This window comes from Porphyrobacter sp. THAI-01a (genome assembly GCF_056868655.1).
Genome location: NZ_CP180579.1, coordinates 1,353,734 through 1,375,989, shown reverse-complemented (window position 1 = coordinate 1,375,989; position 22,256 = coordinate 1,353,734). Strand labels below are relative to the sequence as shown.

The 22,256-nt window shown below is 68.0% G+C and carries 23 protein-coding genes and 1 tRNA gene; 5 read left to right on the top strand and 19 right to left on the bottom strand.

Features of this window, described 5'->3' with window-relative positions:
* Nucleotides 1-99: 99 nt before the first annotated feature.
* Together ACMX37_RS06705 and ACMX37_RS06700 are read left to right on the top strand one after the other, a co-directional pair.
* Nucleotides 100-1,536 carry an AMP nucleosidase gene (locus ACMX37_RS06705; protein WP_483148082.1) on the top strand — a complete coding sequence of 479 codons (1,437 nt, stop codon included), beginning with the start codon at nt 100-102 and terminating at the stop codon, nt 1,534-1,536.
* Nucleotides 1,533-2,291 (top strand): SDR family NAD(P)-dependent oxidoreductase, encoded by a 759-nt coding sequence (locus ACMX37_RS06700; protein WP_483148081.1) that lies wholly within the window; start codon nt 1,533-1,535, stop codon nt 2,289-2,291. The genes ACMX37_RS06705 and ACMX37_RS06700 overlap by 4 nt, the downstream gene beginning before the upstream one ends.
* Here the strand turns inward: ACMX37_RS06700 and rimK are convergent.
* The 6 genes from rimK to ACMX37_RS06670 all read right to left on the bottom strand — a co-directional run bounded on the left by rimK (nt 2,288) and on the right by ACMX37_RS06670 (nt 8,068).
* Nucleotides 2,288-3,193 carry a 30S ribosomal protein S6--L-glutamate ligase gene (gene rimK / locus ACMX37_RS06695; RefSeq protein ID WP_483148080.1) on the bottom strand — a complete coding sequence of 302 codons (906 nt, stop codon included), beginning with the start codon at nt 3,191-3,193 and terminating at the stop codon, nt 2,288-2,290. The genes ACMX37_RS06700 and rimK overlap by 4 nt on opposite strands.
* A gap of 82 nt (nt 3,194-3,275) precedes the next feature.
* Nucleotides 3,276-3,731, bottom strand: coding sequence for an ATP-dependent zinc protease family protein (locus ACMX37_RS06690; protein WP_483148079.1), 456 nt, complete (start codon nt 3,729-3,731; stop codon nt 3,276-3,278).
* Nucleotides 3,728-4,744: a YVTN family beta-propeller repeat protein gene (locus ACMX37_RS06685; RefSeq protein ID WP_483148374.1), complete on the bottom strand. Its 1,017-nt coding sequence runs from the start codon at nt 4,742-4,744 to the stop codon at nt 3,728-3,730. The genes ACMX37_RS06690 and ACMX37_RS06685 overlap by 4 nt, the downstream gene beginning before the upstream one ends.
* Entirely contained in the window at nt 4,744-6,603 is a 1,860-nt protein-coding gene (locus tag ACMX37_RS06680; protein WP_483148078.1) for a M2 family metallopeptidase, read from the bottom strand. The genes ACMX37_RS06685 and ACMX37_RS06680 overlap by 1 nt, the downstream gene beginning before the upstream one ends.
* 63 nt (nt 6,604-6,666) lie before the next feature.
* On the bottom strand, nt 6,667-7,419 hold the full coding sequence (locus tag ACMX37_RS06675; protein WP_483148077.1) for an alpha/beta fold hydrolase: 753 nt from the start codon (nt 7,417-7,419) through the stop codon (nt 6,667-6,669).
* Nucleotides 7,412-8,068, bottom strand: coding sequence for a DsbA family protein (locus tag ACMX37_RS06670; RefSeq protein ID WP_483148076.1), 657 nt, complete (start codon nt 8,066-8,068; stop codon nt 7,412-7,414). The genes ACMX37_RS06675 and ACMX37_RS06670 overlap by 8 nt, the downstream gene beginning before the upstream one ends.
* A gap of 94 nt (nt 8,069-8,162) precedes the next feature.
* Between ACMX37_RS06670 and ACMX37_RS06665 the strand changes: the two genes are divergently transcribed.
* The 3 genes from ACMX37_RS06665 to ACMX37_RS06655 are packed head-to-tail and all read left to right on the top strand — an operon-like array spanning nt 8,163 to nt 11,248.
* Nucleotides 8,163-8,606, top strand: a complete 444-nt coding sequence (locus tag ACMX37_RS06665) for a MarR family winged helix-turn-helix transcriptional regulator (protein ID WP_483148075.1) — start codon at nt 8,163-8,165, stop codon at nt 8,604-8,606.
* The gene (locus tag ACMX37_RS06660; protein WP_483148074.1) at nt 8,599-9,672 is read left to right on the top strand and encodes an HlyD family secretion protein; all 1,074 of its coding nucleotides are present in this window, start codon (nt 8,599-8,601) and stop codon (nt 9,670-9,672) included. The genes ACMX37_RS06665 and ACMX37_RS06660 overlap by 8 nt, the downstream gene beginning before the upstream one ends.
* Before the next feature lies 1 nt (nt 9,673).
* Nucleotides 9,674-11,248 carry a DHA2 family efflux MFS transporter permease subunit gene (locus tag ACMX37_RS06655; RefSeq protein WP_483148073.1) on the top strand — a complete coding sequence of 525 codons (1,575 nt, stop codon included), beginning with the start codon at nt 9,674-9,676 and terminating at the stop codon, nt 11,246-11,248.
* Between the two features lie 3 nt (nt 11,249-11,251).
* Here the strand turns inward: ACMX37_RS06655 and ACMX37_RS06650 are convergent, their stop codons facing one another.
* The 13 genes from ACMX37_RS06650 to ACMX37_RS06590 all read right to left on the bottom strand — a co-directional run bounded on the left by ACMX37_RS06650 (nt 11,252) and on the right by ACMX37_RS06590 (nt 22,144).
* Nucleotides 11,252-11,818 carry an aspartate-semialdehyde dehydrogenase gene (locus ACMX37_RS06650; RefSeq protein ID WP_483148072.1) on the bottom strand — a complete coding sequence of 189 codons (567 nt, stop codon included), beginning with the start codon at nt 11,816-11,818 and terminating at the stop codon, nt 11,252-11,254.
* 5 nt (nt 11,819-11,823) lie between these two features.
* Nucleotides 11,824-12,849 (bottom strand): aspartate-semialdehyde dehydrogenase, encoded by a 1,026-nt coding sequence (locus ACMX37_RS06645; RefSeq protein ID WP_483148071.1) that lies wholly within the window; start codon nt 12,847-12,849, stop codon nt 11,824-11,826.
* A gap of 77 nt (nt 12,850-12,926) precedes the next feature.
* Entirely contained in the window at nt 12,927-15,173 is a 2,247-nt protein-coding gene (locus ACMX37_RS06640; protein WP_483148070.1) for a S9 family peptidase, read from the bottom strand.
* 156 nt (nt 15,174-15,329) lie between these two features.
* Complete coding sequence (gene rplS, locus ACMX37_RS06635; RefSeq protein WP_017665507.1) at nt 15,330-15,698, bottom strand: 50S ribosomal protein L19; 369 nt, start codon at nt 15,696-15,698, stop codon at nt 15,330-15,332.
* Complete coding sequence (gene trmD / locus ACMX37_RS06630) at nt 15,695-16,543, bottom strand: tRNA (guanosine(37)-N1)-methyltransferase TrmD (protein ID WP_483148069.1); 849 nt, start codon at nt 16,541-16,543, stop codon at nt 15,695-15,697. The genes rplS and trmD overlap by 4 nt, the downstream gene beginning before the upstream one ends.
* The gene (locus ACMX37_RS06625; protein WP_483148068.1) at nt 16,540-17,490 is read right to left on the bottom strand and encodes a carbon-nitrogen hydrolase family protein; all 951 of its coding nucleotides are present in this window, start codon (nt 17,488-17,490) and stop codon (nt 16,540-16,542) included. Before ACMX37_RS06625 ends, trmD begins: the two co-directional genes overlap by 4 nt.
* A gap of 22 nt (nt 17,491-17,512) precedes the next feature.
* The gene (locus ACMX37_RS06620; RefSeq protein WP_483148067.1) at nt 17,513-18,325 is read right to left on the bottom strand and encodes a TIGR04222 domain-containing membrane protein; all 813 of its coding nucleotides are present in this window, start codon (nt 18,323-18,325) and stop codon (nt 17,513-17,515) included.
* Nucleotides 18,325-18,873 (bottom strand): glycine-rich domain-containing protein, encoded by a 549-nt coding sequence (locus tag ACMX37_RS06615; protein ID WP_483148066.1) that lies wholly within the window; start codon nt 18,871-18,873, stop codon nt 18,325-18,327. The genes ACMX37_RS06620 and ACMX37_RS06615 overlap by 1 nt, the downstream gene beginning before the upstream one ends.
* A 3-nt stretch (nt 18,874-18,876) precedes the next feature.
* A complete protein-coding gene (gene rimM, locus ACMX37_RS06610) occupies nt 18,877-19,383 on the bottom strand; it encodes a ribosome maturation factor RimM (RefSeq protein ID WP_483148065.1) in 507 nt (168 codons plus the stop codon).
* Nucleotides 19,384-19,499: 116 nt separating this feature from the next.
* Entirely contained in the window at nt 19,500-19,988 is a 489-nt protein-coding gene (rpsP, locus tag ACMX37_RS06605) for a 30S ribosomal protein S16 (RefSeq protein WP_483148064.1), read from the bottom strand.
* A gap of 55 nt (nt 19,989-20,043) precedes the next feature.
* Entirely contained in the window at nt 20,044-21,501 is a 1,458-nt protein-coding gene (gene ffh / locus ACMX37_RS06600) for a signal recognition particle protein (protein WP_483148063.1), read from the bottom strand.
* A 133-nt stretch (nt 21,502-21,634) separates the two neighbouring features.
* A tRNA-Ala gene (locus ACMX37_RS06595) sits at nt 21,635-21,710 on the bottom strand.
* A gap of 89 nt (nt 21,711-21,799) precedes the next feature.
* Entirely contained in the window at nt 21,800-22,144 is a 345-nt protein-coding gene (locus tag ACMX37_RS06590; RefSeq protein WP_088914550.1) for a TIGR02300 family protein, read from the bottom strand.
* Between the last annotated feature and the right edge of the window lie 112 nt (nt 22,145-22,256).

The window sequence follows — 22,256 nt, the reverse complement described above, 5'->3', positions numbered from 1 at the left end:
GAAGATCACCTCGATCTTCGCGCCCTTCTTGTAAACAGCGCCCGCACACGCAAAGGTGCTGCCACACAACGATAACAACAAAGGAGCAGAGCAACTGCCATGATCGACATTCCTGCCATTCTCGCCGAGCTTCAGCAGCATTACGACGACGCGGTCCGCACCCTGCGCGACGACGTGATCGCCTTCGGGCGCGACGGCACCCTGCCCGCCCCGGCGAAGCGCGCCGACGGCTCCTATGCCTATCCGCAGATCACCCTGCGCTACAACGGCATCGGCGCGCCGCGCGATCGCAGCCGCGCCTTCGGACGGCTTGAGCTGCCGGGCACCTACACCACCACCGTCACCCGCCTGGACCGCTTCGCGCAATATCTCACCGAACAGCTCCAGCTGATCGCCGCCGAATACGAGGTCGATGTCACGGTCAGCCGGTCGCGCCAGGAAATCCCCTTCCCCTACGTGCTCGACGGCGAGGCCGGGGCGGCGATGGTCGGCATCGCGCCGCAGGACATCGCCGCGCACTTCCCCTCGACCGACCTTGCGCTGATCGGGGACGAACTCGCCGACGGGATCGAGATCGACGGCGAGCACGCCATGCCGCTCTCGCTGTTCGACGGTCTTCGCACCGATTACTCGCTGGCACGGCTCAAGCACTACACGGGGAGCGAGGTCAGCGACTTCCAGGACTTCATCCTGTTCACCAACTATCACCGCTATGTCGATGAATTCGTGAACTGGGGCGCAGGCCAGATCGGCAAGGACGGCTATGTCGCCCTGACCGGCGCGGCCGGGCTCGACATCCGCGAGCCCACCGCCCACGCGCAAGGCCAGCTCAACGACACCGCCTGGCGCCGCCACCAGATGCCCGCCTATCACCTGATCCGCGAGGACGGGCGCGGGATCACGCTGGTCAACATCGGCGTCGGCCCGTCCAACGCCAAGACGATCTGCGATCACCTCGCGGTGCTGCGGCCCCATGCCTGGCTGATGATCGGCCACTGCGGCGGCCTGCGCTCGACCCAGAAGATCGGCGACTTCGTGCTCGCCCACGCTTACTTGCGCGACGATCACGTGCTCGACCCGGTGCTGCCGCCCGAAGTGCCGATCCCGCCGATTGCCGAAGTCCAGCAGGCGATGGCGAGCGCGGCCGAGGCGGTGAGCGGCGTGCAGGGCGCGAACCTCAAGCAGCGGATGCGCACCGGCACGGTCGTCACCACCGACGACCGCAACTGGGAGCTGCGCTATTCCTCCTCGGCCAAGCGGTTCTCGCAGAGCCGCGCCATCGCCATCGACATGGAGAGCGCGACCATCGCCACCCAGGGCTACCGCTTCCGGGTGCCCTACGGCACGCTGCTGTGCGTCTCGGACAAGCCCTTGCACGGCGAGATCAAGCTGCCCGGGCAGGCCAACAAGTTCTACGAGGAGGCAATCGCCGCCCACCTCCAGATCGGCCTCGTCGCCTGCGCGATGCTGAGGGACGAAGGCGACCGGCTGCACAGCCGCAAGCTGCGCGCCTTTAACGAGCCGCCGTTCCGGTGAGCCTCTCGCGCTCCATCGCGGGCCGCGTCGCCATCGTAACCGGCGCGGCGAGCGGCATGGGCCGGGCGACGGCGCGGCTGTTTGCCGCCGAGGGCGCGCAGGTGGCGGTGATCGACCTCGATCGGACTGCCTGCGAGGCGGTGGCGGGCGAGTGCGGCTCCAGCGCGCGGGCCTATGCGCTCGATGTGGCGGACGGCGCGGCGATTGGGCGCGTGGTGGCCCAGATCGCGGAGGACTTCGGCGGCATCGATATCCTGGTGAACAATGCCGGGGTGTCGAGCTTCTGCGGGCTCGACGATCCCGCCTACGACGATGTCTGGCACCGCGCCATCGCGGTGATGCTGACCGCACACCAGCGGATGGTGCGCGCCGCCCTGCCCTGGCTCCGGCAGAGCGATGCGGCGCGGATCGTCAACATCGCCTCGACCGAAGGATTGGGCGCGACGCCGGGCGACACGCCCTATGTCGCCGCCAAGACCGGCGTGATCGGGCTGACGCGCGGCCTCGCCGTCGATCTCGGCCCTGAAGGCATCACCGTGAACTGCATCTGCCCCGGCCCGATCCGCACCGCGATGACCGACGCCGTGGCTGAGGAGCACAAGACGATCTTCGCCAAGCGCCGCACCGCACTCAAACGCTACGGCGAGCCCGAGGAGGTCGCACACGTTACCCTGTCGCTGGTGCTTCCCGCCGCGAGCTACATCACCGGCGCGGCGATCCCGGTCGACGGCGGCCTCAGCATCCGCAACGCCTAACCCCGGCCCTTGGTCTTGGTCGCCCCGCCCTTGGCGTTGGCGGCGATGAAATCGATGATCTGGCCGGCCACGTCCTTGCCGGTCGCACTCTCGATGCCTTCGAGCCCGGGAGAGGAATTGACCTCCATGATCACGGGGCCGTGATTGCTGCGCAGCATGTCGACGCCGCACACGTTCAGCCCCATGCGCCTGGCGGCGCGCACCGCAGTCGAGCGTTCCTCGGGCGTGATCTTGATCACCTGCGCACTGCCGCCGCGGTGGAGGTTCGAGCGGAACTCGTCCGGCGCCCCGGTGCGCTTCATCGCCGCGACCACCTTGCCGCCGACCACCAGCGCGCGAATATCGGTGCCGCCGGCCTCCTTGATGAATTCCTGCACGAGGATGTTGACATTGGCCCCGCGGAACGCCTCGATCACCGACTTGGCGCTCGACATCGTCTCGGCGAGCACCACGCCGATGCCCTGCGTCCCCTCGATCAGCTTGATCACCACCGGCGGGCCCTTGACCGCCTTGATGATCTCCTCGGCGGCCTTGGGATCGTTGGCATAGGCGGTCAGCGGCAGCCCCAGCCCGTGCTTGGCGAGGATCTGGAGGCTCCGCAGCTTGTCACGGCTGCGGCCAATGGCGACGCTCTCGTTGAGCGACCAGATCCCGCGCATCTCGAACTGCCTGAGGATCGCGAGGCCATAGTTGGTGATCGAGGCGCCGATACGCGGGATCACCGCGTCATAGGCGGCGATGGGGGCACCGTTGTAGAACACCTGCGGGCGGTGGCTGGCGATGTGCACCGTGCAGCGCAGCGTGTTGAGGATGTCGAGCGTGTGCCCCCGCGCCTCGGCGGCCTCCTTCAGCCGCTGGTGCGAGTAGAGGTTGGCGTTGCGCGCCAGCATCGCGATTTTCATGAAGACCCTTTCAAGACCGGCCCGGACCCTTGTTGACGCGCATTCCGGACCGCCGGGTCATGCGACCCGGCTGGAAAGCGCGCTACCGGCGGAGGCGCCCCTTATGCGACATCGCAGGTGATTGCAGCCAAGAATGGCCACTATCCACCACCATCCGCCGCCTGAGCGCGGTGCGCCCGATCAGCATCGGGAACTGCATCTGGGACCGGTCCGCCAGGCTGATTTCCGCCCGGAAGGTGAGATTACCGATGGAGAGCGGCGTCTTTATGACAAAGCGCGTCTGCTGGTCGCCGTTCGAGGAGGTGATGCCGCGCACGTCGACGTGCACCGCCTCGCAGAAGTGCCGCTCGCCGCCCCAGTCGACCGCGAAACGCACGAATCGCTCGCCCTCGCGGCGGAAATCCTCGAGCACATGAGCGTGGAGCGAGGAGGTGCGCGCGCCCGTGTCGATCTTGGCGGGAATCCCGGCGAGGCCCAGTTCGGGAAGGCTGACCATCTCGCGCCAGCCGACCACCATCGCGGGCCTCGGTTCCTTCAAGGCAGGATCGCCATCCCGTCGCCGCCCTCGCCCACCTTCAGGCGGCGCAGCACGGTGCCTGCGGCGTAATCGACCTCGGCCACGGTGTCGCTGGCGGTCTCGGCCACATAGATGCGCTTGCCGTCAGCGGACCACAGGATCGTGACCTGGAACCGCGCCTCGGCCTCGGCGGGGCCGGAGACGGCGATGGTGCGGATCACCTTGGCTGTGGCGGTGTCGATCACGCTGAGGCTGCCGTCCTGAAGATCGGAGGTCACCGCGACATCGCCCTGCGGGCGCACCGCGATGCGCAGCGGGAAGCGGCCCGTCGCAACGGTCGAGCGCACCTCCATCGTCTGCGGATCGAGCGCGAAGGCCTGATTGGACCCCCGCGCGGAGACCCACAGGGTTTGCCCGTCAGGCGAAAGTGAGATGCCTTCCGGCTCCTCGCCCACCGTCACCGACAGCGGCGCACGGCGGGTGACGAGGTCGATGCGGGTCACGGTGCGCGAGCCGAGATCAGTCGTCCATGCCGTGCGCGCATCGGGGCTGACGGCGAGCATGTGGCTACCCTGCTTGCCGGTGCCGAACTCGAACAACTGGCGGGCGGCGGCGAGGGGCGCGGCGATCCGGAAGATCGACTTACGCCCTTCCGCCGTAACGAAGAGATCGCCCTGCCCGTGCCAGACGATCCCGTGCGGACGCGCGTTCTCGCCGAGGTCGATGCTGGCGACCTTTTCGAGGCTGCCGGTCGAGAAGATGTCGACCGTCGTCCCGCCATAGCAGGCGAGCGCCACGTGCCGCCCGTCCGGCGAGGTCGCGAGCTCGTGCGGGTTGGTGCAGCTCGGCAGGCGCAGCACCTCCCTTCCCGTGGCCAGATCGACTTTGGACAGGGTGTTGCCGCGCTTAGCCGCGACGAACAGGGTCGGCGGCATCGCCGCGCCCGCAGACGCCTCCGGTGCCGTGGCCGGCGCGCAGGCGGCCAGCACCATCAGCGCCGCCGCCCCCGCCGCGATGCGCCCCGCCAGGCGCATCACCAGCCCGCCTTCTCGCCCTTGTTCTGCTGGTCGAGCCACTTCTTGAGCGGGGCGAAGTATTCGACCATCGCCTTGCCGCTCATCTGGCGCTCGCCGGTGAAGGCTTCGAGCGCGTCGGGCCAGGGCTTGGAGGCGCCCATCTCGAGCATCGCGTTCAGCTTCGCGCCGACTTCCTTGTTGCCGTAGAACGAGCAGCGGTGGAGCGGCCCCTTCCAGCCCGCCGTGTCGCAGGCGGCCTTGTAGAACTGGAACTGGAGCAGCCGCGCGAGGAAGTAGCGGGTGTAGCTGACATTGCCGGGGATGTGATACTTCGCCCCCGCGTCGAAACCGGCCGGATCGCGCGGCACCGGCGGGACGATGCCCTGATAGTCGCGGCGCAGATCGTTCCAGCCGGTGTTGATCGCACCTTCCGGGATAGAGCCGTCATAGAGGCCCCAGCGGTAGCGGTCGAGCAGCAGGCCGAAGGGCAGGAAGGCGACCTTGTCCATCGCCTGGCGCAGCAGCAGGCCGATGTCCTTGTCGGCGCTGGGCACCTGCGCGGGATCGAGCATGTCGATCTGCACCAGATATTCGGGCGTGATCGACAGGGCGATCATGTCGCCGATCGCCTCGTGGAATCCGTCATTGGCGCCGGTGAGGTGGAGCGTGTCCTGCTTGTTGTAGGCGCGCTGGTAGTAGTTGTGGCCGAGCTCGTGGTGGATAGTCACGAAGTCGTCGGCATTGGGCTTGATGCACATCTTGATGCGCAGGTCGTCGACATTGTCGATGTTCCAGGCCGAGGCGTGGCACACCACCTCGCGGTCGGCGGGCTTCACGAACTGGCTGCGCTCCCAGAAGGTTCCGGGCAGCGGCTCGAAGCCCAACGAGGAGAAGAACTGCTCGCCGACCTTGACCATGCCGACCGGATCGAGGCCCTTCTTGGCGATCAGGTCGGTGAGGTCATAGCCGATGTCGCCCGCGCCCTTCGGGGCGACCAGCGGGTAGATGTTGCCCCATTCCTGCGCCCACATGTTGCCGAGCAGGTCGGCACGGATCGGGCCGGTGCGCGGCTGGACGGCATCACCATACTTCTCGTTCAGCTTGCGGCGGACGTAGGTGTGGAGCGCGATGTAGAGCGGCTTCACCTCCTGCCACATCCGCTCGGTCTCGACGGCGAACTGTTCGGGCGGCATGTCGTAGCCCGACCGCCACATCGCGCCGTAATCGGCAAAGCCCAGTTCCTTGGCGCCCTCGTTGGCGAGCGCGGTCATGCGGGCGTAGTCCTCGCGCATCGGCGCGCCGACATTGTCGTGCCAGCTCGCCCACATTTCCTTGAGCTCGTCCGGCGTGCGTTCGAGATTGCCCATCTCGGCCTCGATGTCGCTGCCGTTGATCGGCTGGCCGTTGAGGGTGCCCTTGCCCCGCCCGTAGGCCGAATTGAGGCGCGTCGCGATTGCGTTCAGTTCCTCGGCCGCGCCGGGGCGGTTCGGGGCGGGCAGCGAGATGCCGTTGCGCAGCATGTCGAGCTTGCGGACGGTTTCCGCATCGAGCCCCGGGACCTTGGCATAGCGCGCCGCCTCGTTGGCCCAGCCGACCTGCTTCAGCGTCAGCTCTGCGCCGTATCGCGCCGCGAGCGTGTCGCTGTCGTGGTTGATGTAGGTGGCGTTGAGCCAGGAGACGTGGCCGTATTCCTTCGAGAAGGCGGCGAGTTCGGCCTCGACGGCGGCGATCCACGCCTTGGCGCCCTCGGGCGTGGCGGGATAGGCGGTGGCGCTCTCGGCAGCGGCGGGCGCGGCGTCCTGCGCCGCGAGCGGGGCGGCAACGGCGATGGCGAGGGCGGCGGCGGCACCCTTCAGAAGGGGGGCGACAAGTTTCATTGCGAGGGGTTCCCGTCAGTCATGTGACAATGTTTGCAGATTTGAACGTTGAGGCCGCGGGAATCAACCCGCGAGGAAATCGGCGATCGCCATGCCGAGTTCCGGCCGGGTCACGCTGTTCATGTGGGTGCCGGGCACCTCGATGTAGCGCGCATCGGGCAGCCGCGCTGCGAGCGCCGTCGCCGAGCCGTTGTCATCGTCCGCGTCGCCGCAGATCACCGCCGTCGGCATGGTCACGGCGGCAAGGCGGGCGAGGTCGAAATCGTCCATCGCATCGAGCAGCAGCCGTGCCGCGACCCGGTCCACGCCTTGCGAATTCAGGAAGGTGCGCGCGGTATAGGCCGGATCGCCCGGACGTATGGTGTCGAACTCGTCGATCACGCGCTTGAAGAACCCGGCCCGGCGCTCCCATCCCGCAAGCCCCTCCACCCCCATCCCGCACACGCACAGGCGGCGCGGCTCGAGGATGCCGTGGGCGACGGTGTGGATCGCGGTGCGGGCGCCCAGCGAAAAGCCGACGAGGTCGAAAGCGCCCGGCTCGAGCGCGAGGTGCGCGGCCAACGCCGCCACGTCGCGCACCAGCACGCCGGGGGGATAGGCGGCTGGGTCTTGCGGCGCCTCGCTCTGGCCGTGGACCCGGAAGTCCAGCATGATCGCCCGGAAGCCCGCCGCCGCCAGCCGCGCGCCGTGGCCCCACTTGATCCAGTTCATCTCGGCAGAGGAGAACAGCCCGTGGAGCATGATCACCGGGCGCCCCTCCCCCTCGGTGTGGACCGCAAGGCGCGTGCCGTCGAAGCTGGCAAAGTGTTCAAGCATCGCGGCGCACCAGCCCCTTCTGCTCCATCCGCCATTGCGCCATCGCGATGCGGTCCTGCCCGAAGAAGGGCTCGCCCTCGAACACGAGGGTCGGTACGCCCCAGTGACCCGCCGCTTCGAGCGCGGCCTGGTTGGCGGCGATCTCGGCGTCGAGCGCGGCGGCATCGTCCTGCGCCTCGGCATCGAGTTCGCCAAGGTCGAGCCCCGCACGGGTCGCAGCCTCGCGCAGGTGATCGCCCTCGTGCCAGTCATCGATCGTGCCGGACCAGATCACCCGGCTGACCTCGTCGGCGAAGGCAAGCCCCCTGCCCCGACGCTCGGCCGCCTGTCCCATGCGGCACAGACGATGGATGTAAGGCTGCTCCTGCGCGATCTCGCGGGTGGCGAGGTTCTGCACCACCGGATCGGGGCGCGGCCAGCGATAGGGGATGCCGAGCATCTGCGCCGAACGGGCGGCGTCGATGAAGATGTAGCGCCCGACATTGGGGCTGCCAGTGAACAGGATCGAGGGATCGCGGATCGCGATCGGCAGGACCGTGCGCAGGGCGATCGTCAGATCGTATTCCGCCGCCAGCGCGCGGTATCGCCCGACGGCGAGGTAGGAATAAGGCGAGCGGAAGCTGAAGAACAGGTCGGCATGGAGTGTCATGCCCCGGTGCTAACGCGCCCGGCGCCTTCGGGCCAGCCCCTTGCGGCACTGCGGGCGCTTGTCGATAGTAAGCCTGCTTATTATAAGTGCACGCATGAGCATCGAGACCGGCTACCGACTCGCCGACAATTCGCGCCAGCTGCGCCGCCTTTTCGACGAGCGGGTGCGCGGCCTCGGGATCACCGGGCCGCAGGCGCGGCTGCTGCTCTCGCTCGAACGCCACCCCGACCAGAACCAGGCCTTCTATGCCGAGCGGCTGGAGATCGAGCCGATCACCCTCACCCGCATCGTCGACCGTCTGGAGGATGCCGGCTGGGTCGAACGCCAGGCCGATCCCGCCGACCGGCGCGCGCGGATCCTGCACCTCACCGACAAGAGCCGCGGGATCGTCACCCGGCTGCGCGTCGGGGTCGAAGCACTGTTCGAGGACATGCTCGCCGGGTTCGACGCAGGCGAGCGCGCGCTGTTCGCCGCAATGCTGGAGCGCATCGCGCTCAATCTCGCGGCGGCGCGCCAGCCGGAGCCGGTCGATGGCTGAGGCCGACCCCGCCCTCGCCCGCCCCGAAGCTGCCGCCGACGCAGCGCCTCCGGCGCCCGCCCGCCGCGCATGGGCGCGCTGGGCGCTGATGCTCGTCGTGCCGCTGGCGCTCGCGGCGGGGGCGTGGCTCTACTGGCAGAGCCTTGCGGGCAAGGTCTCGACCGACAACGCCTATATCAAGCAGGACATGGTGGCCGTCAGCGCCGAGGTCGGCGGGCGGATCGTCGAGGTGCTGGTCGCCGACGGAACCGACGTGACGGCGGGGCAACTGCTGTTCCGCATCGACCCCGAGCCTTTCCGTCTCCAGATCGCCGAGGCCGATGCCGCGATCGCCGGGGCGCAGGCCAATGTCATCGCACTGCGAAACGATGCCGACCTCACCGGCACCGACATCGCCGCCGCCCGCAGCGACGTTGCCTTCGCCGAGGCGCGCTTCGAACGGGTGCGGGCGCTGCGCGAGAAGGGCTTTTCGACCAAGGCCGATTACGAGGCCGCAGAGCAGGCCGTGGTGCAGGCGCGCGAACGGGTGCGGCAGGCCGAGGACCGGCAGCGCGAGGCGCGGGCGCGGCTCGCCAGCGGTCCGGCCGTGCCCGGCGTCAATCCGCAGGTCGCCGCTGCCGAGGCGCGCCGCGCCAATGCCCGGCTCGCCCTCAGCCGCACCGAGGTGCGCGCCCCTGCCGCCGGTCGCATCGCGCAGGCGGAGCGGTTGCAGGTCGGCCAGCAGGCCGTCCCCAATCTCCCCGTGCTGACGCTGGTCCGCTCCGGCTCCACCTATGTCGAGGCCAATTTCAAGGAAACCGACCTTGCCGACATGGCGGTGGGCCAGCGGGCCGAAGTCCGCTTCGACGCCTATCCCGATCTGGTGCTGAAGGGCCGGGTTGCCAGCATCGGAGCGGGAACGGGGGCGGAGTTCTCGGTGCTTCCGGCCCAGAACGCCACCGGCAACTGGGTGAAGGTGACGCAGCGCGTGCCCGTGCGCATCGCGCTCGAGGGCGAAAGCCCGCGGCGGCTGATCGCCGGGCTGTCGAGCGAGGTGACGGTCTTCACCGAAACCGGCAGACGCTGAGATGGCGAGCACCGTCGCGCCCGCCGTCGCGGCCCCCTCGTCCCCGCCCCGCGATGTCGCCGAGCTCGAGACGGGCAACTACCCGCTGATGATCGTCGGGGTGATGGCCGCATCGCTCCTTCAGATCCTCGACACGACCATCGCCAACGTCGCCCTGCCGCACATGCAATCCTCGCTGGGCGCGACGGTCGACACGATCACCTGGGTGCTGACGAGCTACATCATCGCCTCGGCCGTGGCCCTGCCGATCACCGGATGGCTCGCCGACCGGATCGGCGCGCGGCTGCTGTTCATCGGCTCCGTCGCAGGGTTCATCCTCGCATCGATGCTGTGCGGGATCGCCCAGAACCTCGAGGAGATGGTCGCCTTCCGCGCGCTTCAGGGCGTCGCCGGGGCCTTCATCGCCCCGCTCAGCCAGTCCTTCCTGCTCGATGCCACACGGCCCTCGCGCCATCCGCAGATCATGGCGGTGTGGGGCATGGGGATCATGATCGGCCCGATCCTCGGACCCATTCTGGGCGGCTGGCTGACGGAGACCGCGAACTGGCGCTGGGTGTTCTTCGTCAACCTGCCCGTGGGCCTCGCCTCGCTCGCGATCCTGATCGCCTATCTGCCGGCACGCCCCCGGCGCGAGCGGCGCTTCGACCTCGCAGGCTTCATGCTGCTGGCGGTCGCACTTGCGGCGTTCCAGCTGATGCTCGACCGCGGACAGCAGGAGGACTGGCTCGCCTCGGGCGAGATCTGGGTCTACCTGCTGCTCACCCTGTCTGCGACCTGGATGGTGGTGATCCACTTCGCCACCGCGCGGGCGCCGATGTTCGAGCGCGCACTCTTCGCCGACCGCAACTTCGCCATCGCGCTCGCTTTCATGGTGGTGATCGGGATCGTGATGTTCGCGGTGATGGCGCTGCTGCCGCCGATGCTCCAGAACCTGTTCGGCTACGGCGTGATCGACACCGGGATCGTGCTAATGCCGCGCGGAGTGGGCGTTCTGGTGTCGATGCAGATTTCGGGCCTGCTGATGCGCCGCGGGGTGGATGCGCGGCCCGTGGTGGCGAGCGGCTTCCTGATCTGCGCCATCTCGCTGTGGCAGATGGCGCACTGGTCGCTCGAGGTCGACGAGATGCACGTGATCGTCAGCGGGCTGTTGCAGGGTCTCGGGATGGGCCTCGTCTTCATCCCCTTGCAGGTGAGCGCCTTCGCCACGCTCAGCCCGGCCTTGCGCACCGACGGATCGAGCCTCCTCAACCTGTTGCGCTCGCTGGGCGCCTCGGCGGGGATCGCGTGGATGACCGTGCTGCTCGCGCGCAACATCCAGACCGCGCATGCCGATCTCGCCACCCATGTCACCGCGGCAACGGCAAGCATGGTCGATTTCTCGACCATCGACCGCTTCCAGGCGCTCGGCGACACCGCGCTGACGGCGATCGACGCGGAGGTGAACCGCCAGGCGGCGATGATCGCCTATGTCGACGATTTCTGGGCGATGATGTGGATCACGCTGGCCGCCGCGCCGCTCGCGCTGCTTATGCGGAAGAACGCGCGGCCCGCGGGGCCGGTGGCGCTTTCGGAATAACCCCTAGCGGAAGAAGCACTGGGTTCCGGCGTAGAGCATGTCGACCTTGTCGCCTGCGATGAACCCGCCGATCTGGCCGCCGAGCGCGAATTCCTCGCCGAGCGTGCTGCCCTCGACCCGGGCAAAGCCGGTCGCTGCCTCGACGACGCCGCGCGCCGTGCCGAGCTGCACCTTGCCGGGCAGTGTGACGGTGCCGGTAGCGGGGGCATCACCGTCCTGCGGCGCGCGCCAGTTCCAGCCGACGAGGCGGTCGTCTTGGAAATGGACCGTGAGCCCGCCGGCAAAGTCGGTGAAGACCACCGGACCTACGTCGCATTCGGCATTCTCGCCGGTCCGCAGCACCGGACCCAGCACCCTCGTCAGGGCGGCCTCGACCTCGGCCTTGCCGGCGGCGAAGTAGAAGGCCTCGCCCCCTGCGGCGAGGCCCTCGCTGCGCAGTTCGACGCGGGTCGCGGAGACCGGCGCGGCGGGAGCCTCGCCCTGCTGGCGCTCGGCCGGGCTCGGCACTTCGCCGCTGTCGCATCCGGCGAGCGCCAAGGCGCCCGCGAGCACGAGAAGCGAAGGCCGCACCGGCATCAGCCCTTCTTCAGGTGCCGCCGGCCGAGCAGTTCGGCGATCTGCACCGCGTTCAAGGCCGCGCCCTTGCGCAGGTTGTCGGAGACGCACCACAGGGTCAGGCCGTTCTCCACGGTCGGATCCTCGCGCACGCGGCTGACGAAGGTCGCGGCATCGCCGACGCATTCGATCGGGGTGACGTATCCGCCGTCCTCGCGCTTGTCGACGAGCATCACGCCCGGCGCCTCGCGCAGGATGTCCATCGCCTGTTCGGCGCTGATTTCGTTCTCGAACTCGATGTTGACTGCCTCGGAGTGGCCGACGAACACCGGCACGCGCACGCAGGTCGCGACGAGCTTGATCTTCGGATCGAGGATCTTCTTGGTCTCGACCACCATCTTCCACTCTTCCTTGGTCGAACCGTCGTCGAGGAAGCTGTCGATGTGGGGGATGACGTTGAAGGCGATCTGCTTGGTGAACTTCTGCGGTTCGACCGGATCGCCCACGAAGATCGCGCGGCTCTGGGCGAAGAGCTCGTCCATCCCCGCCTTCCCGGCGCCCGAGGTCGACTGGTAGGTCGCCACCACCACGCGCTTGATCTTCGCGAAGTCATGGAGCGGCTTCAGCGCCACCACCAGCTGCGCGGTCGAGCAGTTGGGGTTCGCGATGATGTTGCGCTTGGTGTAGTCGTCGATCGCATCGGGGTTCACCTCCGGCACGATCAGCGGCACATCGGGGTCCATACGATAGAGCGACGAGTTGTCGATGACGATGCAACCGGCTGCCGCTGCCTTGGGGGCATATTCCTTGGCCGGACCGCTCCCGGCCGCGAACAGGGCGATGTCCCAGCCGGCGAAATCGAAATGCTCGATGTTCTTGCACTTGAGCATCTTGCCCGTGTCGCCGAACTCGACCTCGGTGCCGACCGAACGCGACGAGGCGACCGCGGCGACCTCGTCGCACGGAAACTCGCGCTCGGCGAGGACCTGCATCATCTCGCGCCCGACATTGCCGGTCGCACCGACCACCGCCACCCGGTAACCCACTTGGCATTCTCCTGTGTTTCGCAGGTGCGAAATAGCGTGCGCTGGCCCGAGCGCAACCGCTAACCGCGGCCGCAGACCTATTCCTTGGTCGGAGGCGTCACCCCGTGCGCCGCGAGGAAGCGGAAGATCGCGTTCCACATGTGCGGCCCGATCTTTTCGCCCGACACGCGGTGAGTGTAGCCCGGGTAGAGCATCATCTCGAAGGGCGTGTTGCTCTCCTGCATGACGCTGATCAGTTCCGAGGCGTTCTCGAACACCACGTTGTCGTCGGCCATGCCGTGGATGAGCAGCAGCGGATCGGCGATCTTCGGGGCATCGGGGATGGCGCTCGCTGTCTCGTAAGCCTCGGGCACCTCGCGGGGATCGCCCATGTAGCGTTCGGTATAGTGGGTGTCGTAGAGCTCCCAGCGCGTCACCGGAGCGCCCGCGATGCCTGCGGCATAGAGCCCCGGATCGGCCTCAAGCATCTTCAGCGTCATGTAGCCGCCATAGGACCAGCCATAGGTCGCGATCTTGGCCGGATCGACGAAGTCGAGGCTCTTGAGGAAGGCCGCCCCTGTCTTCTGATCGCGCACCTCGACCCCGCCCATCGCGCGATAAATCGGCTGTTCGAAATCGACGCCGCGGTTGGCCGAGCCGCGATTGTCGATCTCGAAGAAGATGTAGCCCTTGTCCACGATCGCCTGCGCCAGCGCGCCGTTCCAGCCCTTCGTCACCGTCTGCGGGCCGGGGCCGCCATAGTGCTGGAAGAACACCGGGTAACGCTTGCCGGGCTCCATCTTCGGCTTGAGCATCATCCAGTGCAGCGGCGTGCCGTCCTCGGCGGCGATGGTGCCGAATTCGGGGCTCACATGGCTTGCGAGATAGGGCGCATAGGGATGATCGCCCTCGACCCGGTTCTCCTCGATCCAGGCGACGCGCTTGCCGTCGGGCGTGGCGAGGTAGGACTGCGGCGGCTGGTCCGGCCCCGAGCGGGTGACGTAGAGAAGCCGCCCCGCCCCGTCCATGCTGGCGCTGTTGGTGAAGGCGGGATCGGTCAGCAGTTCGGGCTCACCCGTCCCGTCCAGCCGCGCGCGGTAGATCTGCTGGGTCAGCACGTCGGCGGTCGCCTGATAGGTGAAGGTCCCCGCGGCCTCGTCGACCCCCACCAGCATGGTCGTGGGCGAGGTGCCGCTGGTGAGCTGCTGCCATGCCCCGTCCGCAAAGCGGTAGAAATGGCCGTAGCCGTCGCGCTCGGACCACCACAGCAGGCTGCCGTCGGCGAGGAAGCGGTAGTTGTCCGACAGGTTCACCCAGTTATCGGGCCGCGCCGCGTTCTCGGTGAACCAGACCGTGCTGGCGCCCGTCGCCGGATCGACCCGCAGCATGTCGATCCTGGTCTGCGCGCGGTCCTGCCGCTGGACGTAGATCGCGCTGCCATCGGGCGCCCAGTCGACGCGGGCGACATAGATGTCGATGTTGAGCCCGAGGTCGACCTTGACGCTGCCCGTCCCGTCGGGGTTCATCACGTAGAGCTCGACCACCGCATTGTCGGTGCCCGCGGCGGGGTAGCGTTGCTCGAACACCTTTGTGCCCTTGGCGCCGATCGCCGCGCGGGTGACGATGCCGACGCTCGCCTCGTCGGTGCGCTGCACGACGATCCGGCTGTCGTCGGGGCTCCACCAGTAGCCGGAGAGGCGGTGCATTTCCTCCTGGGCGACGAATTCGGCCTCGCCCCAGCGGATCGTCTCGGCCTCGCCTGCGGGGGTGATCGGCTGCGCCTCGCCCCCCACCGGCCCGACCCACAGGCGCCGGTCGCGCACGAAGCTGACGAACCCGCCCTTGCTGGAGAGCTTGGGATTGAGTTCGGTGCCCTCGGTATCGGTGAGGCGCGTCACCGTGCCGTCGAGCCTGGCCAGGAACAGGTCGCCGTCGAGCGGCACCAGCACCCCCGCCCCGTCGCTCGCCCACTGGTAGCTGATGATCCCCTTGAGGCTGCCGACGCGGGCGCGCTCGCGCTGCATCTTCTCGTCCTCGGACAATTCGCGCCCGCTGCCGAGCTTCCCGGAATCGACCAGCATCCGCCATTCGCGGGTCTCGATGTCGTAGCCCCACAGGTCGTAACGCTCGCGATCGTCGGCGCGGTTCCTCAGCAGGGTGAGGAAGCGCCCGTCGGGCGAGAGCTTCACCTGCCGCGGCGCCGGGCCATCGAGGCCGGGAGAGGCGAAGACGCGTTCGAAGGTCAGCGCGGGCGCGGTCTCAGCCATTGCGGGCGTCTCCGCCAGGACGGGCGTGGTCAGGCACGTGGAAAGGGAAAGGGCAACCGCAGCAAGAACCGAACGCATCCAAAGCTCACCTCGTCATCACGAGCCGCCGGAAGGGCGACACGCCGATGCTCCTCGCAATGACGGGACGGAATGGCAAGGGTCGAGCTTGGGCGCGCAAACGAAAAGGGCGGCCCCTTGCGGAGCCGCCCTTCGTGTTTCGCTGGCCGTGAAGCCTTACGCCTTGGGCGCGGAGGCCTTGCGCTCGACGATGCGGGCGCTCTTGCCGGTGCGGCCGCGCAGGTAGTAGAGCTTGGCGCGACGCACCACGCCGCGGCGGACCACGGTGATGCTCTCGACGATCGGCGAGTAGAGCGGGAAGACGCGTTCGACGCCCTCGCCGAAGCTCATCTTGCGCACGGTGAAGTTCGAACCCATGCCGCGGTTCGAGCGGGCGATCACCACGCCTTCATAGGCCTGGATACGCTCGCGGTTGCCTTCCTTCACCTTCACGCCGACGCGGACGGTGTCGCCTGCGCGGAATTCGGGGATGTCCTTGCCGGACTTGGCGATTTCTTCGGCTTCGATCTGCTGGATCAGGTTCACTGGTCCGGTTCCTTCGTTTCATGCCGCGCGCCAGAGGCAGGTCGGACCGGATCGCCACTATAGCGTTCCCACAAGTCCGGCCTGCGTGACCGAGTATCGTCCTCGCTCCTTGCCTTGCGCCAAGCAGCGATCCTCGCATGATCCCCCGATCGCAGCACTTCGGGGATCGTGCGCCCTTCCCATTCAACAGGTCGGGTATAGTGCGGGTATTCGAGGAGGCCGTTTTCGTACGACTCCTCCTCCCCGCTGGAGGTCGCGCCCATTACGCCGGGAATGAGCCGAATGCAAGCGTCAAGGAGGGTGAGCGCCGCCATCTCCCCGCCCGATAGGACGATGTCGGCGAGGGAGACCTGCTCGATCTGCGGCCGGGCTTCGAACAGGCGCTCGTCGAAGCCCTCGAACCGCCCGCACAGGATGACAACGCCGGGGCCGCTCGCGAGTTCGCGGATGCGCGCCTGCGTGATGGGTTTGCCCCGCGGGGTCATGGCGAGGATGGGCACAGCAGAAGAACCCGTTCGTGCTGAGCTTGTCGAAGCACTGTCCTTCTCTTCGATGCTGTGGTCAGAAGTAAAAGACTGCCCTTCGACATGCTCAGGGCGAGCGGGGTGGGTGGCGATGGCATGGTCCAATGCCCGCGCCAGCACATCGCACTTGAGCACCATCCCCGCCCCGCCGCCCGCGGGCGTGTCATCGACGGTGCGGTGCTTGTCGGTGGCAAAGTCGCGGATCTGCACCGTCTCGCAGGCCCACTTGCCCTCGGCGAGAGCGCGCCCCGCGATGGAGTGCCCAAGCGGCCCGGGGAACATCTCCGGGTAGAGCGTGAGGATGGTGGCGGCAAAGGTCATTGCCAGTTCACCCCATCCTTCGCCCGCGTATCCACCGTCAGCTCAAACACATCCGGCCGCGCATAATGCCCGTCGGTATCGAGGTTCGTCAGCCCCTCGGCCACTTCGGCAAGGTCGAGTTCGGCGAAGAGCGTCTCCTCCCCCTCGCCCGCCTGCGCGATGACGCGGGTGTCGGGCGCGGCGATCAGCGAGCCGCCGCGGTTGAGGACTTCGATGGGGATCGCTTCGAGCAGTTCGCGCGCCACATCAGAACCGCCGACACGCTCCAGCCCGTCGAACAGATCGTCCTTCATCTGGACCAGCCCCGCCGCCAGCACGAAGCAGCGGCCCTCCATTGCGTAATGCCGCGAGGCGATCTGGTGGCTCTCGCGCACCGTCGGCCAGGCAGCGATGTGCACATCCTCGCCGAGATTGTGCATCGCCGCGCGGGCGAGCGGCATCCAGTGCTCCCAGCAGATCAGCGTGCCGAGTCGGCCCCATTCGGCCTGGTGCACCCCCAGGGTCGAACCATCGCCGCGCGCCCAGATCAGGCGCTCGCCGTGGGTCGGCACCAGCTTGCGGTGATCGAGCACCGGCGCACCGGGGCGGAAGGTCAGCTGGTTGTTGACGAGGCTCCTGCGCACCCGCTCGTGCGTGCCGATGGAGATGATCGCCCCGCTCGCATCGGCCAGTTCCTGCAACGGAAGCAGCCGCTCGTCATTGGCGACCACCGCCTGTTCGAGCATGATCCGGTGCAGCGCCTTCGACCCCGGATGATCCCACAGCGCCGCACCCGGAGCCTCGTCGAGCCACAGGGGATAGCCGCCGAGGAAGGTCTCGCCGAAAGCGACGACCTTCGCCCCGCTGTCCACGGCCTCGCGGGCGAGCCGCACGGCCTTGTCGATCCCGCCCTGGAAATCGAGCGGGACAGGCGCGGCTTGCACGACAGCGACTGGAAGCTTGGTCATGCCCGCCACTTAGGCGCGGGCCTCAGCCTCCGCAACCGCCGCAGCCGCCGCCGCAGCCCGAGCCGCCGTCGCTGCTGCTGTCGCTGCCGCCGTCGCTCTCCTTCTGGCGCATGGCGTGAACCGGCTCCCACGGGGTCCCGACCAGCACGCCCGTGCCGAACAGCGCCACCGCCATCGCCGCCTCCTCGGGGCGCGGGGCGCGCGAGAAGCGGCCGTTCTTCGCGCGCAGCTCGCGCACCACCGCGATCCCGGCGGCGGTGCGGGGATCGCTTCTGGCATAGCGGATCACCGCCAGCACGGCCGTCAGCACCAGCAGGACCGACAGAAACGCGGTCGGCTCCCCAAGCGCGCTTCCGGCGCGGTGGCGGTAGATCCCGAGCACCAGCAGCACGAGGAAGGGCGCGATCGAGAGCCAGCGCAGCCGCGTGTCCGCGCCGCCGCGCATCAGCAGCCCCGCCCGCTGGAGCCGCGCCGCGACCCGCTCGGCGTGGGTCCCGAGCAGCTTGACCGCCTCGCCGAGCGTCAGCGGCGCATCTTGGCCCAGCAGCGCCTGTCCGGCGGGGGACACCGCGAGGCCGCGGTTGGCCGCCGCCAGCTTGCCCTTGCCCGCCGGTTCCAGCCCCCCGCGCACGTAAAGGTCGGCCAGCAGCGATTCGGTGAAGCGGGCGCGCCCACCGGACAGCACCGCGATGCTTTCGAGATCATCGATGCTGCCCCGCCGCCCGGGCTCGCGCAGGTGGGCGGGGATCCACCAGGCCGCAAGACACGCGAATGCCAGCATCATGGCGTAGAACAGCAGGAAATCGCTGCCCGTCCACGACGAGAACAGCTGCATCACATCATCCTTCCCGCGAGCCATCCCCCGGCAAGCAGAAGGATGCCCAGCGCCAGCGCGACCCGGCGTGTGACGAAAATACCATCGGAAAAGTTAACGCGAACTCCACGCGGGTCCACGGCGAAGCGCCGCTGCGCCGCGGGCCAGATGTCCGCCGGCGGCACCTCGCCGAATGCGGTCTCGTAGGCGGCGAGGGTTGCGGCATATTGCCGGTAGAAGCGGTCCCGCTCCGCCGGGCCGCCCCGGGTCGGGCCGTGATGCAGTTCGGCCCGCAGCACCTCGGGGCAGAACACCTGCCAGTAATCGCGCGAATAGGTGAGGTGGAGGTGCCACGCCTGGTCGACCGCGTCCGACGGGGTGACTTCATGTCCGGCAGTGACGGCAAGGTAGCAGAAGCGCCTGTATTCCCCGATCACCCGATCGGCAAAGGCGGCATCCCAGCGGTTCTCGCGGGCGAGGCGGGCGGCGAAGGAGAGCGATGCGTCAGAAGGGCCGATGGCGTGATCGGCGAGGCGCTGCCAGAGAGCGGCGTCGGCGAGCGATGGCACGCCTCAATTATCGGCGAAATCGGCGCTGATCACAAGCCGCTTGTCGTCCCATTCGATCACCGCAGCAGGGATCATCGGGACCATGAAGGTCTTCGGCCCTTTGACGGGCACGGGGTCGCGGGCGATCTCGACGATGTCGGTCGCGCCGAAATTCTCGATGGCAAGGACGGTGCCGACGGCATCGCCGGTGTCGGTGACGACCGGCAGGCCCAGCAGATCGGCATGGTAGAACTCGCCCTCGGCGAGCGGCGGGAGCGCCTCGCGGGGGACGGTCAGCACGGTGCCGCGCAGCTTCTCGGCATCGGCGCGCGAGGTGCTCTCGGCAAGACGGGCGATCGCGCCGCCCTTCCCGTCCTCGCGGATCTTCACGAGGGTGAGCGCCCCGCCGTTGAAGCTTTTCTGCTTCGCCAGCGTGGCGATGCCGTCGCCGAACAGCTTGAGGCGCACCTCGCCCGCCACCCCGTGCGCGCCGGCGATGGCGGCAAGGGTGACGGGCTTGGCGGTCGTCATTGCCAATCCCCGTTCGGGCTGAGCTTGTCGAAGCCCTGTTCTTTCTTCGCGGCTACGCAAAAGAAGAAGTGCGGTCCTTCGACAGGCTCAGGACGAACGGAGGAAGGCATCGTGCTTCAGCCTTCGGCCTGCTCTTCGGCGGCGGCTTCTTCGGCAGCCGGAGCTTCCTCGGCGGCAGCTTCTTCAGCGGCAGGCGCTTCTTCCGCAGCCGGGGCAGCGGCAGCGGCCTTGGCTTCTTCCTCGGCAGCGCGGGCGGCTTCCTCGGCCTCGGCGATCTTGGCGGCACGCTCTTCGGCGCGCTCCTTGGCCTTCTCGCCCGGCTCGCCCTTCTTGGGGTTCACGCGGGCCGCGCGCTCCTTGATGCCGGCGGCATCGAGGAAGCGGGCGACGCGGTCGGTCGGCTGGGCGCCGACGCCGAGCCAGTAGCGGGCGCGGTCCTCAATCAGCTTCACGCGCTCGGGGCTGTCCTTGGCGAGGAGCGGGTTGTAGGTCCCGATCTGCTCGAGATACTTGCCGTCGCGGGGCGAGCGGCTGTTGGCGACGACGATGCGGTAGTAGGGACGCTTCTTGGCACCGCCGCGCGAGAGCCGGATGGAAATCGACATGAGTAGTTACCTTTCGAGTGAATTGAACTTTTGAACCGAAACTTCTGAACTGAAACTATTTCTTGCGGGGCGGGCCGCCGAGGCCGGGAAGGCCGCCCATTCCCCCGCCCCCGAGGCCGGGGAGGCCGCCGGGACCGCCAAGACCGCCCATCGGACCGCCCGGGCCGCCCATGCCGCCGCCGAACATCGCCGCGAGGCCCTTGAGGCCGCCCATCTTCCTGATCTGCTTCATGGCGCGGGCCATTTCCTGATGCATCTTCAGGAGCTTGTTGACGGTCTGCACGTCGGTGCCGCTGCCCGCCGCCACGCGCTTCTTGCGCTTGGCGTTCATCAGGTCGGGATTGGCGCGCTCCTTGGGGGTCATCGAGGAGATCACCGCCTCGAGGTGGACGAGCACCTTGTCGTCCATCCCGCTCGCCGCCATCGCGGCCTTGGCCTTCTTCATGCCGGGCATCATGCCGGCGAGCATCCCCAGCCCGCCCATGTTGCGCATCTGCCTGAGCTGCATGGCGAGATCGTCGAGGTCGAACTTGCCCTTCTCGAAGTTCCGCGCGAGCTTCTCGGCCTCTTCCTCCTTGATCGTCGCCGCCGCGCGCTCGACGAGGCTGACGACGTCGCCCATGCCGAGAATGCGGTCGGCGACGGAGCCGGGGCGGAAGGGCTCGATCGCGTCGAGCTTTTCGCCGGTGCCCGCAAACTTGATCGGCTTGCCGGTGACCGCGCGCATCGACAGCGCCGCGCCGCCGCGGGCGTCGCCGTCCATGCGGGTGAGGACCACGCCCGTCAGCGGCACTTCATTGGTGAAGCTCTGCGCGACGTTGACCGCGTCCTGGCCGGTGAGCGAATCGACCACCAGCAGGACTTCATTGGGGGCGGACACGCTCGCGACGGCCTTCATCTCGGCCATCAGCGCGTCATCGACGTGCAGACGCCCGGCAGTGTCGAGGAGGAGAACGTCGAAGTTCTGGAGCTTCGCCGCTTCCATCGCCCGGCGCGCGATGTCGACCGGCTGCTGGCCGGCGACGATCGGCAGGGTGGCGACATCGACCTGCGTGCCCAGCACCGCCAGCTGTTCCTGTGCCGCCGGACGGTTCACGTCGAGCGAGGCCATCAGCGCCTTCTTGCCGTGGCGCTCGCGGATCAGCTTGGCGAGCTTGGCGGTGGTGGTCGTCTTGCCCGAGCCCTGAAGGCCGACCATCATGATCACGACCGGAGGCTTGGCTTCCAGCTTGAGGCCTTCGACCTCCATCCCGCCCAGCGTTGCGACCAGTTCGTCGTGGACGATCTTGATGACCATCTGGCCGGGGGTGACCGACTTCAGGACATCCTGGCCGACGGCCTTTTCGGTGACGGCATCGATGAATCGGCGGGCGACCGGCAGCGCGACGTCGGCTTCGAGGAGGGCGATGCGCACCTCGCGCATGGCATCGCGCACGTCCTGCTCGCGCAGCGCGCCGCGGCCCTTGAGCTTGTCGAACACCCCGCCAAGGCGGTCGGACAGCGTATCGAACATCGCCTGCTTCTCCTGCCGGGAGCCAAAACGCCCGGAAAATGCGAAAAACGCCGGCGGACGAAACCTCGTCGGCCAGCGTTGCGGAAGGTGTCCCCTTGGGGGGATGCGCCTTTCGACTTTATCAGTTGGTGACTGGTGGAGCCTAGCGGGATCGAACCGCTGACCTCAACACTGCCAGTGTTGCGCTCTCCCAGCTGAGCTAAGGCCCCGAGCCAGTCATCATGCGAAGCAGAGCGTGGTGCCCTGCTCGCGGGAGGCGGCCATTATAAGGGCCACCTCCCCCTTGCAAGCGAAAAAATCAGTTTTCGTCGTCGTCGTCGTCGCCGGTGCCGGTCGAAACGCCCAGATCGTCGTCGCCGCCGAGGTCGACATCGTTGTCGGGCGAATCGCCGTCCTCGTCGATATCCTCGATGTCCTCGAGATCGCCCAGATCATCGTCGCCGCCCAGATCGGCGTCGGCTTCGACATCGACCTTCTTCTCGGCTTCCTCGAAGGGAATCGGCTGCTTGGACTTGAGCACGGGCTCGGGCGTCCAGGTCTCGCCGCATTCGATGCAGGAGACGGGGTCTTCCTTGCCGAGATCGTAGAAGCGGGTCCCGCACTTCGGGCAGGTACGCTTGGTTCCCCATTCGGGCTTGGCCATGTGTATTCCTCGATTGGGGCCGACCCTTGGCAAAGGGCGGGCCTTGTCAGTGTCACGAAATTCGAAGGGCGATTGATCGCAAAAATTGGGTCCCGGCAAGCTCTTTATCAAG